General features: G+C 63.6%; 14 protein-coding genes. 6 read left to right on the forward strand and 8 right to left on the reverse strand.

What is annotated here, in order from left to right:
• The first annotated feature begins 271 nt into the window (after positions 1–271).
• The gene (locus EC912_RS18710) at positions 272–2,101 is read left to right on the forward strand and encodes a M4 family metallopeptidase (RefSeq protein ID WP_132147427.1); all 1,830 of its coding nucleotides are present in this window, start codon (positions 272–274) and stop codon (positions 2,099–2,101) included.
• Positions 2,102–2,946: 845 nt separating this feature from the next.
• Positions 2,947–4,287 carry a S8 family peptidase gene (locus tag EC912_RS18715; protein ID WP_165973668.1) on the forward strand — a complete coding sequence of 447 codons (1,341 nt, stop codon included), beginning with the start codon at positions 2,947–2,949 and terminating at the stop codon, positions 4,285–4,287.
• A 1-nt stretch (position 4,288) separates the two neighbouring features.
• On the opposite strand, the gene EC912_RS18720 is transcribed toward EC912_RS18715, so the two are convergent.
• The 4 genes from EC912_RS18720 to wrbA form a co-directional block, all read right to left on the reverse strand.
• The gene (locus EC912_RS18720; RefSeq protein ID WP_132147433.1) at positions 4,289–4,774 is read right to left on the reverse strand and encodes an asparaginase domain-containing protein; all 486 of its coding nucleotides are present in this window, start codon (positions 4,772–4,774) and stop codon (positions 4,289–4,291) included.
• Positions 4,775–4,975: 201 nt separating this feature from the next.
• Positions 4,976–6,655 (reverse strand): acyl-CoA dehydrogenase family protein, encoded by a 1,680-nt coding sequence (locus EC912_RS18725; RefSeq protein WP_132147436.1) that lies wholly within the window; start codon positions 6,653–6,655, stop codon positions 4,976–4,978.
• Positions 6,656–6,732: 77 nt separating this feature from the next.
• Positions 6,733–7,074: a DUF2069 domain-containing protein gene (locus tag EC912_RS18730; protein WP_132147439.1), complete on the reverse strand. Its 342-nt coding sequence runs from the start codon at positions 7,072–7,074 to the stop codon at positions 6,733–6,735.
• Positions 7,071–7,673, reverse strand: a complete 603-nt coding sequence (wrbA, locus tag EC912_RS18735) for an NAD(P)H:quinone oxidoreductase (RefSeq protein ID WP_132147442.1) — start codon at positions 7,671–7,673, stop codon at positions 7,071–7,073. Before wrbA ends, EC912_RS18730 begins: the two co-directional genes overlap by 4 nt.
• Positions 7,674–7,757: 84 nt before the next feature.
• Between wrbA and EC912_RS18740 the strand changes: the two genes are divergently transcribed.
• From EC912_RS18740 to EC912_RS18750, 3 genes are read left to right on the forward strand one after another with little or no spacing between them, the layout of a single operon-like run.
• Positions 7,758–9,026, forward strand: coding sequence for a YihY family inner membrane protein (locus EC912_RS18740; protein WP_132147445.1), 1,269 nt, complete (start codon positions 7,758–7,760; stop codon positions 9,024–9,026).
• Positions 9,023–9,493 (forward strand): TlpA family protein disulfide reductase, encoded by a 471-nt coding sequence (locus EC912_RS18745; protein ID WP_132147448.1) that lies wholly within the window; start codon positions 9,023–9,025, stop codon positions 9,491–9,493. The genes EC912_RS18740 and EC912_RS18745 overlap by 4 nt, the downstream gene beginning before the upstream one ends.
• Before the next feature lie 2 nt (positions 9,494–9,495).
• On the forward strand, positions 9,496–9,765 hold the full coding sequence (locus EC912_RS18750; protein WP_132147451.1) for an acylphosphatase: 270 nt from the start codon (positions 9,496–9,498) through the stop codon (positions 9,763–9,765).
• Between the two features lie 2 nt (positions 9,766–9,767).
• Here the strand turns inward: EC912_RS18750 and EC912_RS18755 are convergent, their stop codons facing one another.
• Both EC912_RS18755 and EC912_RS18760 read right to left on the reverse strand, forming a co-directional pair.
• Entirely contained in the window at positions 9,768–10,217 is a 450-nt protein-coding gene (locus EC912_RS18755) for a copper chaperone PCu(A)C (protein WP_132147454.1), read from the reverse strand.
• Positions 10,214–10,831: an SCO family protein gene (locus EC912_RS18760; protein WP_132147457.1), complete on the reverse strand. Its 618-nt coding sequence runs from the start codon at positions 10,829–10,831 to the stop codon at positions 10,214–10,216. The genes EC912_RS18755 and EC912_RS18760 overlap by 4 nt, the downstream gene beginning before the upstream one ends.
• A gap of 80 nt (positions 10,832–10,911) precedes the next feature.
• On the opposite strand from EC912_RS18760, the gene EC912_RS18765 reads away from it, so the two are divergent.
• Positions 10,912–11,289 carry a DUF423 domain-containing protein gene (locus EC912_RS18765; RefSeq protein WP_132147460.1) on the forward strand — a complete coding sequence of 126 codons (378 nt, stop codon included), beginning with the start codon at positions 10,912–10,914 and terminating at the stop codon, positions 11,287–11,289.
• A 77-nt stretch (positions 11,290–11,366) separates the two neighbouring features.
• On the opposite strand, the gene EC912_RS18770 is transcribed toward EC912_RS18765, so the two are convergent.
• Together EC912_RS18770 and EC912_RS18775 are read right to left on the reverse strand one after the other, a co-directional pair.
• On the reverse strand, positions 11,367–11,555 hold the full coding sequence (locus tag EC912_RS18770) for an Arc family DNA binding domain-containing protein (protein ID WP_132147463.1): 189 nt from the start codon (positions 11,553–11,555) through the stop codon (positions 11,367–11,369).
• A gap of 7 nt (positions 11,556–11,562) precedes the next feature.
• Positions 11,563–12,429, reverse strand: coding sequence for an SPFH domain-containing protein (locus EC912_RS18775; protein WP_132147466.1), 867 nt, complete (start codon positions 12,427–12,429; stop codon positions 11,563–11,565).
• Between the last annotated feature and the right edge of the window lie 27 nt (positions 12,430–12,456).

The raw sequence follows: 12,456 nt of genomic DNA on the forward strand, positions 1-12,456 counted from the left end.
GTTACCGACGTAATGATGCGTTAGCTTGTGTCCCGGCGCTTGGTTGGGAGGCCGGTGCGTCGATTCCGTTACGTGGGCCCCTGTCGCCCACGGCGTTCATCTTTACGTCCACGACGTTCCTCTACGGAAGAAAGGGGAAGGAGCGTCATTACGGGCGGACACGGGATCGCTAGGCAAACATCATCCGCGCGACGCGCGGTTCTTTACGTTTGGATGTGGTCCGTGCGGCCGCAATGGCCGTTGCTTGCCCATCCTCTGGAGGAGGGACGTAATGCCAAGTCATGTTCGCTTGAAACTGCTGGTCGCAGCACTCGGCGTCACCGCCGCAACGGTCGCCAGTGCGGCTACCGAGCAGCACCTGCAGGCACAGTCGCTGGGCGTCGCACCGACGAATCAGCTCGTCGCGCGCCTGGGCCTCAGCGCCGACAACGCTTTCGTAGCGAAGAACTCGCTGCCCACCGCAAGAGGCACGCAGACGGTCCGCATGCAGCAGACCTTCAAGGGTGTGCCGGTGTTCGGCCGCAGCCTTGCCGTCGAACAGGACGCGCAGGGTAATTCGCTCGTCGCCAACGGTATCGTCGCGCAGGATCTGGGCATCGATATCGCTTCCGTGTCGCCGAAGATCGACGGCGCCGCGGCACTCGCGATCCTGCAGCGTCAGTCGCGTGCGCTGACTCTTTCGGCAGCGGCCAGCATCGGGAACACGAAGGCCGATCTCTACGTTTATCCGGTCGAAGGTGCGCCGGCGCGTCTGATCTACCTGACCTCATATTTCACTGGCGGCGATCATCCGTCGCGTCCCACCGCGATCATCGATGCCAACACCGGCGAAGTGATCCAGCAGTGGGAAGGTCTGACAACGGCCGATTACCTGGCAACGGGTCCCGGCGGCAACGCGAAAACCGGACAGTACCAGTACGACGGATCGTCACAGGCCCATCCGAAGCTGCTTGTGTCGCAGTCGGGTACGACATGTACCGCGCAGAACGCCAACGTGAAGACCTACAACCTCAACCACGGCACCAGCGGCGGTACGTTGTGGAGCTTCACCTGCGCGTCGGGCAGCAGCGGCGACGCCATCAACGGCGCCTATTCGCCGATCAACGACGCCCACCATTTCGGTGGCGTGGTGCATGACATGTATGTGGCATACACCGGTGCGGCCCCGTTGAACCAGGTGCTGCTGATGAATGTGCATTACAGCACCAGCTACGAGAACGCGTTCTGGGACGGCACGTCGATGAACTTCGGCGACGGCGCAAGCACGTTCTATCCGCTGGTGTCGGTCGACGTGACCGGTCATGAAATCAGCCACGGTTATACCGAACAGCACTCGAACCTTACCTACTCCGGACAGTCCGGCGGTATGAACGAGGCTTATTCGGACATCGCCGGCGAAGCCACCGAGTACTACGACCGCGGCAGCAACGACTTCCTCGTTGGCGCCGACATCTTCAAGTCGAGTACCGGCGCGTTGCGCTATATGTGCAACCCGACCCAGGATGGGAGTTCCATCGACAACGCCGCGAACTACACGAGCAGCCTCGACGTGCATTATTCGAGCGGCGTGTACAACAAGGCGTTCTGCCTGCTGGCCAAGACGAGCGGCTGGGATACGTCCAAGGCGTTCAAGGCTTTCGCCCGCGCCAATGCGCTGTACTGGACGGCATCCAGTACGTTCAATTCGGGTGCCTGCGGCGTTGAAAGTGCGGCGACCGATCTGGGCTACACCAAGGCCGATGTCACCGCCGCCTTCACGGGCGTCGGCGTCAGCTGCACGGGCGGTGGCGGTTCGGGTGGTGCGCTGTCGAATGGCGTCGCCAAGACCGGCCTTGCCGGTGCGACGAGCGCTGAACTGAACTACACCGTCGTGGTTCCGGCGGGTAAGAACCTGGTGATCAAGATCTCCGGCGGTACCGGCGATGCGGATCTCTATGTGAAGTTCGGTTCCGCTCCGACGACGAGCAGCTATGGTTGCCGTCCGTACCTCACGGGCAACAACGAGACCTGCACGTTCTCGTCGAGCCAGGCTGGTACGTATTACGTCAAGCTTCGCGGTTATGCCGCGTTCTCGGGCGTATCGCTGGTTGCAACCTGGTAAGTAGCGGTTAGTGAGAGGAAGAAACCCGGGTGGCGACACCCGGGTTTTTTTTGTTCTTCACGTCTTTTCGGGGGACGGCTCGGCTTTGCCCTCGCTTTCGCGCTGGGACGTCTCGGGGAGAGCCGTCGGCCACCACCCTCGACGCTCCGGCTTCACCGTCGCTCGGGAAGGGAGAGCCGCTGCGCGGCTTTTGTTCTATGGCTGCGCCCCGTCGCGCCCGCGCTGCGGGCGGGGGTTTTCGATTCGGCATCCCTGCCTCAGCGAAAACGGCGGACCGTCCAGGTCCGCCCCCTGCGGGCCTTTTCCGCCCGCCGCGCTCGGTTGCGCAAGTCGCGTCGAGGGTGGTGGCCGACGGCTCTTCCGAACGCTGCGGTCACGTGGAGGAAAGCATGGCGTTGACGCATGGCCAGGTGACCGCATGCCGGTCCCGTCCCAACACGTGCTCGGCTCGTGCTCGCCCTATAGCAAACGCAGCCTGCCCGATGCACGAGCGTGAGGCGGTGAAGCTGCTGGTAACACGAGCCGCGCGGCGGCTGTCCATCCGTAGTGCGTGAAGAGCCTTGTGGCTTTTTTTGTAGGAGCTCGCTTGCGGGCGAAAGCCAACAGGGCGAGGAAGCCTGATGCTCACATACGATAGCCCGATCTACGGGCTGCGGACGCCACGCGCATCTTCTCCGCTTCGTTGGCTTTCGCCCGCAAGCGAGCTCCTACAAAAAAAAGCATGGTAGCTAGGGCGAGGTCGTGTCCGGATGCGTGGCATAGCTACTCATTTCGTTTAAGCGAACCGACCAACTTGTTCCATGAAGAAAATTAATGTGGCAGCTCCCACGGAAGAAGGAGTTGCCATGTTGCGATTTATCGTCTGCCCGACTCTCTTGCTTGCATGCGTCATCGCGCAAGCCACATCGCCCGATGCACCCCATCGCGCGATCGTCCATTTCGACAATGCGACATCGGCTCGCCAGGCGGCCGTCAATACATCGAGGACATTCGGTGCGCGTACGGGGCAGCATGTTACCCACGTGCGTACGCTGGCCGCTGGCGGCGAATTGTTCGAGTTGTCGGATGCCGCGTCGCTGGAGCGGCTTGCCGAAGGGCGCGGCGTAGTCGAGGTGGAGCCCGACATCTACCTGCAACCGTTGCTCGTTACCAACCCGCTATGGAAGCGGCAATGGGCACTCAACGATGCACGCGTCGGCATCGACGCGGAAGTTGCATGGAAACGCACGCGTGGAGAAGGAGCAGTCGTTGCCGTGCTCGATACGGGCATCGTTCCGCATCCGGAATTCGATGGACAGCTACTGGGTGGTTACGATTTCATCAGCGATGTCGATGAGGCGCGGGACGGCGGCGGTCGCGATGCGGATCCCACCGACGAGGGCGACTGGAACGAAATCGGCGAATGTCGCGCGCGTCAGTTCATTCCCTCGTCATGGCATGGTTCGCATGTCGCGGGCATCGTTGCCGCACGGCAGAACGATGGGCTTGGGATGACCGGTATCGCGCCGGCTGCGAAAGTGCTTCCGGTGCGCGTACTCGGCAAATGTGGCGGGGCGACGTCCGACATTGCCGATGCGATCGTCTGGGCGGCGGGTGGCAAGGTCGCGGGAGTACCCGCGAACAAGCATCGTGCGGATGTCATCAACCTGAGCCTCGGTACGCCGCGTGCCTGTGGGAAAGCATTCGCCAAAGCGATCGCTCGTGCACGGAGTCGCGGAACCGCGGTTGTCGCTGCTGCGGGCAACGCCACGGAAAACGTTTCGACGTCGTCGCCGGCCAATTGTGCGGGTGTGGTTTCGGTGGCCGCGCTGGCGCGACAGGGCGACGTGGCGTGGTATTCGAATTACGGCGCCGATGTGACACTGGCCGCGCCGGGCGGTTCCAATAGCGGCGTGAAGTACGACGACATAGTGTCGACAGTGGACACCGGAGAACGGCAGCGCACCCGGTCCGGATACGCGTACTACCCGGGCACGTCGATGGCCGCGCCGCATGTGGCGGGTCTGGTGGCCTTGATGCGGTCCGTCGATCCGAAGATCGACGTGGATGCGGTGACGCGCCAGCTGGTGGACAACGCGCGTCCATATCCGGGGCGTTGCCCGGAAGGATGTGGCGCGGGGCTGGCGGATGCGGGGGCGACCGTCGACGCGGTTTACGAAGATCGAGCCGCCGCCCGTTTCGACTGAATCAGGTGGCTTCGAAACGATTCGCGTCGCGGTTCTTGCGCACCTGGGCCGGGTCCCATATCCGGCCGTTCATCGCGATGTAGACGCCTTCGTCCAGCGTCTGCACCGCACCGACGGCGCAACCGATGTTGAACACGGCGTCCGAGCCCTGGAAGCGCGCGGGATTCAATGCGCCGGTAAGCATGATGACTTTGCCCGGGATGCCTTTGAGAACCTGGGCCGTCTCTACCATGGTGTCGGTGCCATGCGTCACCAGCACGTGCCGGTGCGGCTGCGCTTCGATGGTGCTGCGGATCAGCGCGCGATCTTCGTCCGTGACGTGCAGGCTGTCCTTGCGCAGGATGGGAATGACGTCGAAGCGGAAGGTAACCCCGAGCTGGGTCAGGATGTCGCCGATCTGCGGCGCACCGATCTGGTAATCCGACTTGTCGTCGAAATAGACCTTGTCGATGGTTCCGCCGGTGGTGATGATCGTGAGCTGTTGCATGGTGGCCTGGGGGAAGCTGGGAGGCAGGCGGGGAGTTTACCTGATGGAGGGAGTGCGCCGGATGGACGTGCCACCGTTACTAGCCCTCACCGTCGCTCCTGCCTGCGCAGGAGCGACGGTGAGGGCCGGGAGCGGTTCGGTTTCTGCTGCTGACCGGGTTGCCACATGCCGGTTTGCCGAATGTCGCCTATCTTCGCGGCGCTACAAAGCCTTCGCCACCCGCTGGCCACTCGCTACCCGATCCCCCGCGAGCATCGCATCGTCGGTACCCTCGGGCACCACGAGGCGGTCGAGCCCATGCGCCAGGAACCGCCGGCAGGCGGCCGCGGGGCGGGGATCGCCGTGTTCGGCGGCCCAGCGTGCCGCGCGTACCAGCAGGGCGGCGGCCATCACGCGCGAAAGCGTGAACGCGACACCGCGCGCGCATGCTTCCATGCCAGCGCGATCGTTGTGTAGCGACGTCAGGAGGCGTTCGACATTATCGAATGTCTCATCGATCGCCGCGCGTTCCTGACCGGTGCCGTGGTTGTCCAGCAGTTGTTCGATCGCAGCGCGCACCGGTTGCAGACCCGCGGGACCCAGGGCACGCAGCGTGTCCAGCGAAAGCACGTTGGTCGTGCCTTCCCATATCGAATAGATCTGGGCGTCGCGAAGCAGCTGGGGCAGGCCGGTATCTTCGATGTAGCCGGCACCTCCGAAGCATTCGATGGCTTCGGAGGTAATGCGGACGGCCATTTTTCCGGTCCACAGCTTGGCAAGCGGCGTCAGCAGGCGAAGCAGGGCGGGTTCGTGCGCGGCGGCCAGTCCTTGCTCGACGCGTCCGTGCAACTCGACGACGAAGAAGGTGAGGGCGAAAGCGCCTTCGAATTCCGCCTGCAGGTCGGCCAGCGTGCGGGCATGCAGCGGCTGGTCGATGAGGCGCGCGCCGAAGGCGCTGCGCTTCGTGGCGTAGTCGCGGGCGAGCGCGATGGCCCGGCTCATGCTGGCGATGGCGCAGACCGCGTTCCACGTTCGCGTGACGTTGAGCATCGGGGTGATCTGCCGGACACCATGATCCAGCGGTCCGACCGGGGTTGCCGGCAGGCCGTGGAGATGGATTTCCGCGGTGGGAAGTTCGCGTGTACCCAGCTTGTGCTTGAGACGATCGATCGTGATGTCGCGCCAGGCACCGCGCTCGTCCTTGGTCTCGACGTAAAACAGTGCAAGAGCGGATGTGCCGGGACCGGCGCCTTCCGGCCGCGCCAGCGCCAGCGCCGCTTCGCCGATAACGGCCGAGCTGAACCATTTGCGCCCATAAAGACGCCATTGGCCGTGATCGTCCAGACGCGCGATGGTTTCGGTATTCGCGACATCGGAGCCGCCGCGCGTCTCCGTCATCCACTGGCCGGACAGCCAGAAATCGGCAGGGTCGCGGCTCAGGAAATGCGGTAGCGCTCGTTCGGTCAACGCGCGATTGCCCGAGGCTTTCAGCGCCGTGGCGGCGCCGTCGGTCATGGCCAGCGGGCAGGTATAGAACTCGCTGGCCACGTGATAGAGGTATACGCGGGCGAACTGTTCGATGCGTGCGTAGGGCGAGTCGGCGTGACCGGCTGCCAGCAGGCCGTGACGTGTCGTGATGCCCGGTCCTTCCTCCCATGCGGGAGTCAAAGCGATGCGATCGACGCGGCGCCCCCATGCATCCCATTGCGTCAGGACCGGTTCGGTCCGCGGCGTCATTTCGCGCCGGTGCCAGGCCATGGTGGCGTAGTCGCCAAGCGCATCCAGATCCGGTTCCAGCGCATCGAAGCGATCGCCCGGCAGGGCGCGCCCGAGATATGCATGCAATACGCGGTCGTTACGGTAGGTATGCGCGAGTTTCGGCGCGTCCTGCAGAAAACCCATGGGTATCTCCGTCGCGGGATCGAGTCAGGCCGTTAGCGTGCGCCTCCCTCATCGTCGCGTCTATCCCATGGAGACGATCAGCGACGGCGCCGGACGCCCGCGCCCAGCGTGCCGATAAGCAGCAGGGTCAGCACCACTTCGATCATCGCCAGCCAGCGGTCGGCGGGCGAACTCCAGGTTTCCGATACGCCATGGCAAAAATAGAAAAGCGCGAGCGTGCCGACCCAGAGCAGGGCGCGGGTGACGTTGGGCAGGGCGAACAGCGGCAGCAGCAAGGGAACGACGGTGAGCGCCAGCGTCAGGAGCGGCGACATCGTTTGCGGCGGGTAAAGCCACGCATACCAGACGACCTGCAATACGAGCAGGGCAGCCCAGGCGTACAGGCCGACGCGCTGGGTCGTTGTCGTGGGTGTCGTCATGCCGGGGTTCCCAGCCGGCGCGCCACATCGGCAAGCCGTTTGCCCAGTGCGCGCGCGAGTTCGCGCTCGTGTTCGGTGATGCCGTTGTCGCCACGCGGGCCGGCGACATGGCTGGCGCCGTAAGGCGAACCGCCGCTTACCGTCGTGCTGAGCGCGGGTTCGGTGTAGGGCAGGCCGACGATCAGCATGCCGTGATGCAGCAGGGGCAGGGCCATCGACAACAGCGTCGATTCCTGTCCGCCGTGCATGGTGCTGGTCGAGGTGAAGACGCAGGCCGGCTTGCCGGCCAGTGTGCCGGAGGCCCATTCGGCACCGGTGGTGTCCAGGAAATGCTTCAGCGGCGCCGCCATGTTGCCGAACCGGGTCGGGCTGCCCATGGCGAGGCCGACGCATTCGGCCAGGTCCTCGCGCGTGGCGTACGGAGCACCCTCGTCGGGCTCGGGCGGCTGGGCCAGTTCGGTGACCGGCGCCACGGGCGGTACCTGGCGCAGGCGGGCGCTCATGCCCGGTACTTCGCCGATGCCGCGCGCGATCAACCGGGCCAATTGGGCCGTATGGCCGCTTCGGCTGTAGTAAAGAACGAGGATCTCGTGGGGCATGGGATGTTTGGGTGCGTACTGGCGAATGCGCTAGTCTCGCAGAAGTTAACGTTTCTGTTTCATTCCGGGCCGGAAAGGATCGACATGGCTTTGCGCTTCAACCGCGACCGCGTGCTGAGTTTCACGCGTTTCACCTGGCTTCGTTTCGTCGACGATAAGTGCTTCGAGACGGCCGGCGCGCTGTCGTACACCACGCTGGTGTCGCTCGTGCCCCTGACGGTGGCGGTGTTCGCTATCCTCTCCGCGTTCCCCGTGTTCGCCGAATGGCGCGGCAGCCTTGCCAATTACGCCTTCGAAAACTTCGTGCCCGCGGCCGGCCTGAAGGTGCAGGAATACATGCTTGCCTTCGCGGACAAGGCCAGCCAGCTCACCGGCATCAGTATTCTGGTGATGCTGTTCAGCGCCATCACGATGATGATCAGTATCGAGGACCGCCTCAACCGCATCTGGCGCGTACGCAAGTCGCGCGGATGGACGTCGCGTCTGCTGCTGTACTGGGCATCGCTCACGCTGGGGCCGATCCTGGTCGTGGGTGGCCTGGTGCTGACGTCGTACATCACCGCCTTCCCGCTGATCAACGAAGCGGCCAGTCAGTTCGGGCTGCCGCGATTGCTGAACATCCTGCCGTTCGTGATCACGTTCGTGACGCTCTGCCTGATGTACACCATGATTCCGAACCGCCGGGTATCTTACCGGCACGCTGCGATGGGGGCGTTGCTCGGTGCCATCCTGTTCGAAATCGCGCGATGGGGTTTCACGCTGTTCGTACGCAATGCGCCCACGTATCAGGAAATCTATGGGGCACTCGCCGCCATTCCGATTTTCCTGCTCTGGATTTACCTGTCCTGGATCATCGTGATCCTCGGTGCATCGATCGCCGCGTCGATTTCCGCTTTCGAGTACGTGATGCCGCACGAGGCCTTGCCCGAAGGCGCGGAATTCCTCGGCCTGCTGGTGGTGTTGCGTCACTTCGTCGACGCGCAGCGCGCCGGCGACAGCCTGGATCCGGCGATCGTGCGTGTGCGCGAACCTTATCTGCAGTCCAGCGCCATTACCTGTTACTTCGAAGACCTCCAGCGTGCGGACATGATCCAGCGTGGCGAGGCCGGTGGCTGGCTGCTGTCGCGCAGCCTGGACAGCACCGAACTGTTGCGCGTCTATCGCTGCACGCAGTACCGCCTGCCACTACGGCCCCGCGAGCAGGTGGAGGCCCTGGGTATCTACCTCCCCGCCGACCTGCTCGCATTGCTCGACGCGTTGGCGAGTGCGCTCGACGCGACGCTCGGCGCGCGGCTCGATCAGCTCTTCCCTCCTTCCGTCATACCTGTTCCAACCGAGGATTCCGTTACATGAAATTCCGATTGTTCGCCCTGTGCGCGCTTGCTGCGCTGGTCGCGCCCGTCATGGCGGAAACGGCCAGGAAGCCCACGCTGAAGATCGCCACGCTGGATGGCAAGACGTTCGATCTCGCGGCGAAACGTGGTCACTGGGTCATCGTGAATTACTGGGCGACCTGGTGCGTGCCGTGCATCAAGGAAATGCCGGATATTTCAGATTTCGTCGCCAGTCATAAGAACGTTACCGCCATCGGCCTCGCTTACGAGGACACGGACAAGAAAGACATCGTTGCCTTCCTCGACCAGCACAAGGTTGTCTATCCGATCGCACAGCTCGACATCGGTAACCCGCCGAAGGATTTCGATGAGCCGCGTGGCCTGCCGACGACTTACCTGATCGCTCCCGACGGGCATGTTGCCCAGCGCTTCGTCGGCCCCGTTACATCGCAGAAACTCGCCGAGGCTATCGCCAAGGGGAAGTAGCCATGAAAGCCGTCCGTTTCCTTATTCGCGGTCGTGTGCAGGGCGTTTTTTTCCGGGCGTCCGCACGCGACGAGGCCATACGTCTGAAGTTGACGGGGCATGCGAGGAATCTTGTGGACGGCAGTGTGGAAGTAGTCGCCTATGGCGACTCGCTGGCCATCGACCGGCTTGAATCGTGGCTGCACGAAGGGCCGCCTTCGGCGGACGTCGTGGAGCTGTATCGCGAGGATATCGACGCCGGCGATGCGCCGGCGTCGTTCGTCACGAAATAAGCTCAGTCCTTCGGACCGTTCGCGTTCGCGGGGCGTGCGACGAAGTTCACGGGCAGCACGCTGCCATCGGCCAGGTGGAAATTCACGACGACCGTGTCGCCGGCTTTCACCGGTTTGCCGGCATCCATCAACATCACGTGGTAGCCGCCCGGCGCAAATTTCGTCGTGGACTTCGCCGGCAGGTCGACGCTTTTCAACATCTCCATGCGGCCCATGCCGCCATCGGTGCTGCTGCGATGGAGCATCGCGTGACCGTAAGCGGGGCTGTCGGTGTCGACGATCTTCAGTGTGTGATCGGAATCGTTCGCGAAGTCCACGTAACCGCCGGCAGGAAGTGTGCCGGGGAGTACGCGAATCCATGCGTTGGTTGCATGTACCGACGCGGCATCGTTCGCTTGCGCGCCAAAGCAGAGGGTCAGGCCGGCGAGGGCGACAATGAGACGGGTCTTCATGACTTGGCTCCGAGTCCGATGAGCAGGTGCAGATCGTGGACGATGTCGTCCTGCGCGGCGGAAGGCGTTGCCAGAAGGCGTGCCTTGCCGTCGCGATCGAAAATATAGATGGCCGAGCTGTGGCTGACGTCGTATGCGCCATCGCCGCGATCGGGCTCGCGAGTGAACGCCGAACGGTAGCGTTTGGCCAGGGCTTCGGTGTCGCGTTCCGAACCGATCAGGCCGACGGCGCGCTTGTCGAATGCGTTGACGTAGGCATGCATGATCTCGGGCGTGTCGCGCGCCGGATCGACGCTGACGAAAAGGATGCGCGCATCGTCCGCAGGCGCGCCCAGACGCTGCATCACGACATGCAGCTGGGTCAACGTCAGCGGGCATACGTCGGGACAATGCGTATACCCGAAGTACATCAGCACGACCTTGCCCTTGTAATCGGCGCCGGTCACGGCATGTCCGTTGTCGTCGGTCAGGCGGAAGTCGAGATCGGGAAGGTGTCCGGACACATCGGTCAGGCGCCATTGCGGTTGCGCATCGCGTTGGCAGCCGGCCAGTGCGAACGCCATTGCGAACAAGGCCATCAGGGCAACGGCACGGACCGGGCGGGACAACTTCATGCGACACTCCTTCAGGCAACCGTCGAAGGATACGCCAACCGTGCGATCCCCCGGAACATCAGCGAAAGGAAAGCGGCTCCATGCGACAACATGTCAGCGGCGGTCTTGCCGCCATCGTGGCTCTCGCCGGTGCCAGTGCCGTGATCCTGGGTGCCTTCGGCGCCCATGCCCTGCGTGGCGTGGTCGACGATGCGGGACTGGCGGTCTGGAAGACCGGTGTCGATTATCACTTCTGGCATGCGTTGGCGTTGCTGGGAGCGGTCGTGGGATTGCCCGATGGCAGGGCGCGGCGATTCGCTATCGCGGCTTTTGCCGTGGGCATCGTGCTGTTTTCGGGAAGCCTTTACGCGCTGGCGCTGGGTGCGCCGCGAGCGATGGGTATCGTGACGCCGTTCGGCGGCGTGGCGTTTATCGCTGGGTGGATCGCGCTGGGGCTGGCGTTGCGGCGGCCCGGATAAGGCGCTTTGGATTTCTGTGGGAGCGCGCCTGCGCGCTCCCACAGGTCTGCGGTGGTCTTCCAGGTCTGCGGTGGCCGTCAGCTTTCTCGATCTTCTGGCTCTTCGTTTTTCTCGGCCTTCAACCGGCCAGCCTTGCGCAACGCATCGCGCAACACGTACTCGATCTGCGCGTTCACGCTGCGCAACTCGTCTTCCGACCAGCGCTGCATCGCATCGAGCACGGTTGTGCTGATGCGTAGCGGATAAGCTTTTTTCTCGTTCGCCACGCGTCGGTCAGCTGTACAGCGAGCCGGCGTTGACGACGGGCTGCGTGGAACGATCGCCGCACAGCACGACGAGCAGGTTCGAAACCATGGCCGCCTTGCGCTCTTCGTCGAGTTCGACCACGCCTTGCTCGCGCAATTTGTCGAGCGCCATGGCAACCATGCCCACGGCGCCTTCCACGATGCGTTCGCGTGCGGCGACGATGGCATTGGCCTGCTGGCGTTGCAGCATGGCCTGCGCGATCTCCTGCGCGTAAGCCAGATGACTGATGCGCGCTTCGACCACCTGCATGCCGGCCTTCATCAGGCGTGCTTCGATCTCGTCGCGCAGGTGTCCGTTGACGATCTCGCCATGGCTGCGCAGCGAGGGCTTGCTGTCGTCGTGTGCATCGTACGAATAACTCTGTGCCATCTGCCGGAGCGCCGATTCGCTCTGGATGAGGACGAAGTTCTCGAAGTTATCCACGCAGAAGACGGCTTCGGCGGTATCGACGACCTGCCAGACGACGATGGCGGCGATTTCGATCGGATTGCCGTCGGCGTCGTTGACCTTCAGTTTGCTGCTTTCGAAGTTGCGCACGCGCAGGCTGACGGGGCGGCGGCTATAGAACGGATTCGTCCAGCGCAGGCCTTCGATGCGTGCCGTACCGGCGTACTTGCCGAACAGTTGCATGACCTGCCCCTGGTTGGGCTGGACCTGAAAAAGCCCCTTGGCCAGGAAGCCGGCGAGGATGAACAGACCCGCGGCCAGGAAGAAGGTGGGCGGCGCGGCCTGGTTACCGGAAGTCGCGAGCTGTGTCGCGCCCCCGAGGCCGCAAAGCAGCAGTACCAGAAGGACCGGAATGCCGGGAAGGGAAAAAGCGGAACGTTCGTTCATGGCGCAACCCCCAGTTGGACGGGGAAA

The sequence above is a fragment of the Luteibacter rhizovicinus genome (assembly GCF_004342265.1).
Lineage (GTDB): Bacteria > Pseudomonadota > Gammaproteobacteria > Xanthomonadales > Rhodanobacteraceae > Luteibacter > Luteibacter rhizovicinus_B.

Coding starts and splice junctions, on each gene's coding strand:
- EC912_RS18710 (WP_132147427.1), top strand. CDS start 272: ATGCCAAGTCATGTTCGCTTGAAACTGCTGGTCGCAGCACTCGGCGTC.
- EC912_RS18715 (WP_165973668.1), top strand. CDS start 2,947: ATGTTGCGATTTATCGTCTGCCCGACTCTCTTGCTTGCATGCGTCATC.
- EC912_RS18720 (WP_132147433.1), bottom strand. CDS start 4,774: ATGCAACAGCTCACGATCATCACCACCGGCGGAACCATCGACAAGGTC.
- EC912_RS18725 (WP_132147436.1), bottom strand. CDS start 6,655: ATGGGTTTTCTGCAGGACGCGCCGAAACTCGCGCATACCTACCGTAAC.
- EC912_RS18730 (WP_132147439.1), bottom strand. CDS start 7,074: ATGACGACACCCACGACAACGACCCAGCGCGTCGGCCTGTACGCCTGG.
- wrbA (WP_132147442.1), bottom strand. CDS start 7,673: ATGCCCCACGAGATCCTCGTTCTTTACTACAGCCGAAGCGGCCATACG.
- EC912_RS18740 (WP_132147445.1), top strand. CDS start 7,758: ATGGCTTTGCGCTTCAACCGCGACCGCGTGCTGAGTTTCACGCGTTTC.
- EC912_RS18745 (WP_132147448.1), top strand. CDS start 9,023: ATGAAATTCCGATTGTTCGCCCTGTGCGCGCTTGCTGCGCTGGTCGCG.
- EC912_RS18750 (WP_132147451.1), top strand. CDS start 9,496: ATGAAAGCCGTCCGTTTCCTTATTCGCGGTCGTGTGCAGGGCGTTTTT.
- EC912_RS18755 (WP_132147454.1), bottom strand. CDS start 10,217: ATGAAGACCCGTCTCATTGTCGCCCTCGCCGGCCTGACCCTCTGCTTT.
- EC912_RS18760 (WP_132147457.1), bottom strand. CDS start 10,831: ATGAAGTTGTCCCGCCCGGTCCGTGCCGTTGCCCTGATGGCCTTGTTC.
- EC912_RS18765 (WP_132147460.1), top strand. CDS start 10,912: ATGCGACAACATGTCAGCGGCGGTCTTGCCGCCATCGTGGCTCTCGCC.
- EC912_RS18775 (WP_132147466.1), bottom strand. CDS start 12,429: ATGAACGAACGTTCCGCTTTTTCCCTTCCCGGCATTCCGGTCCTTCTG.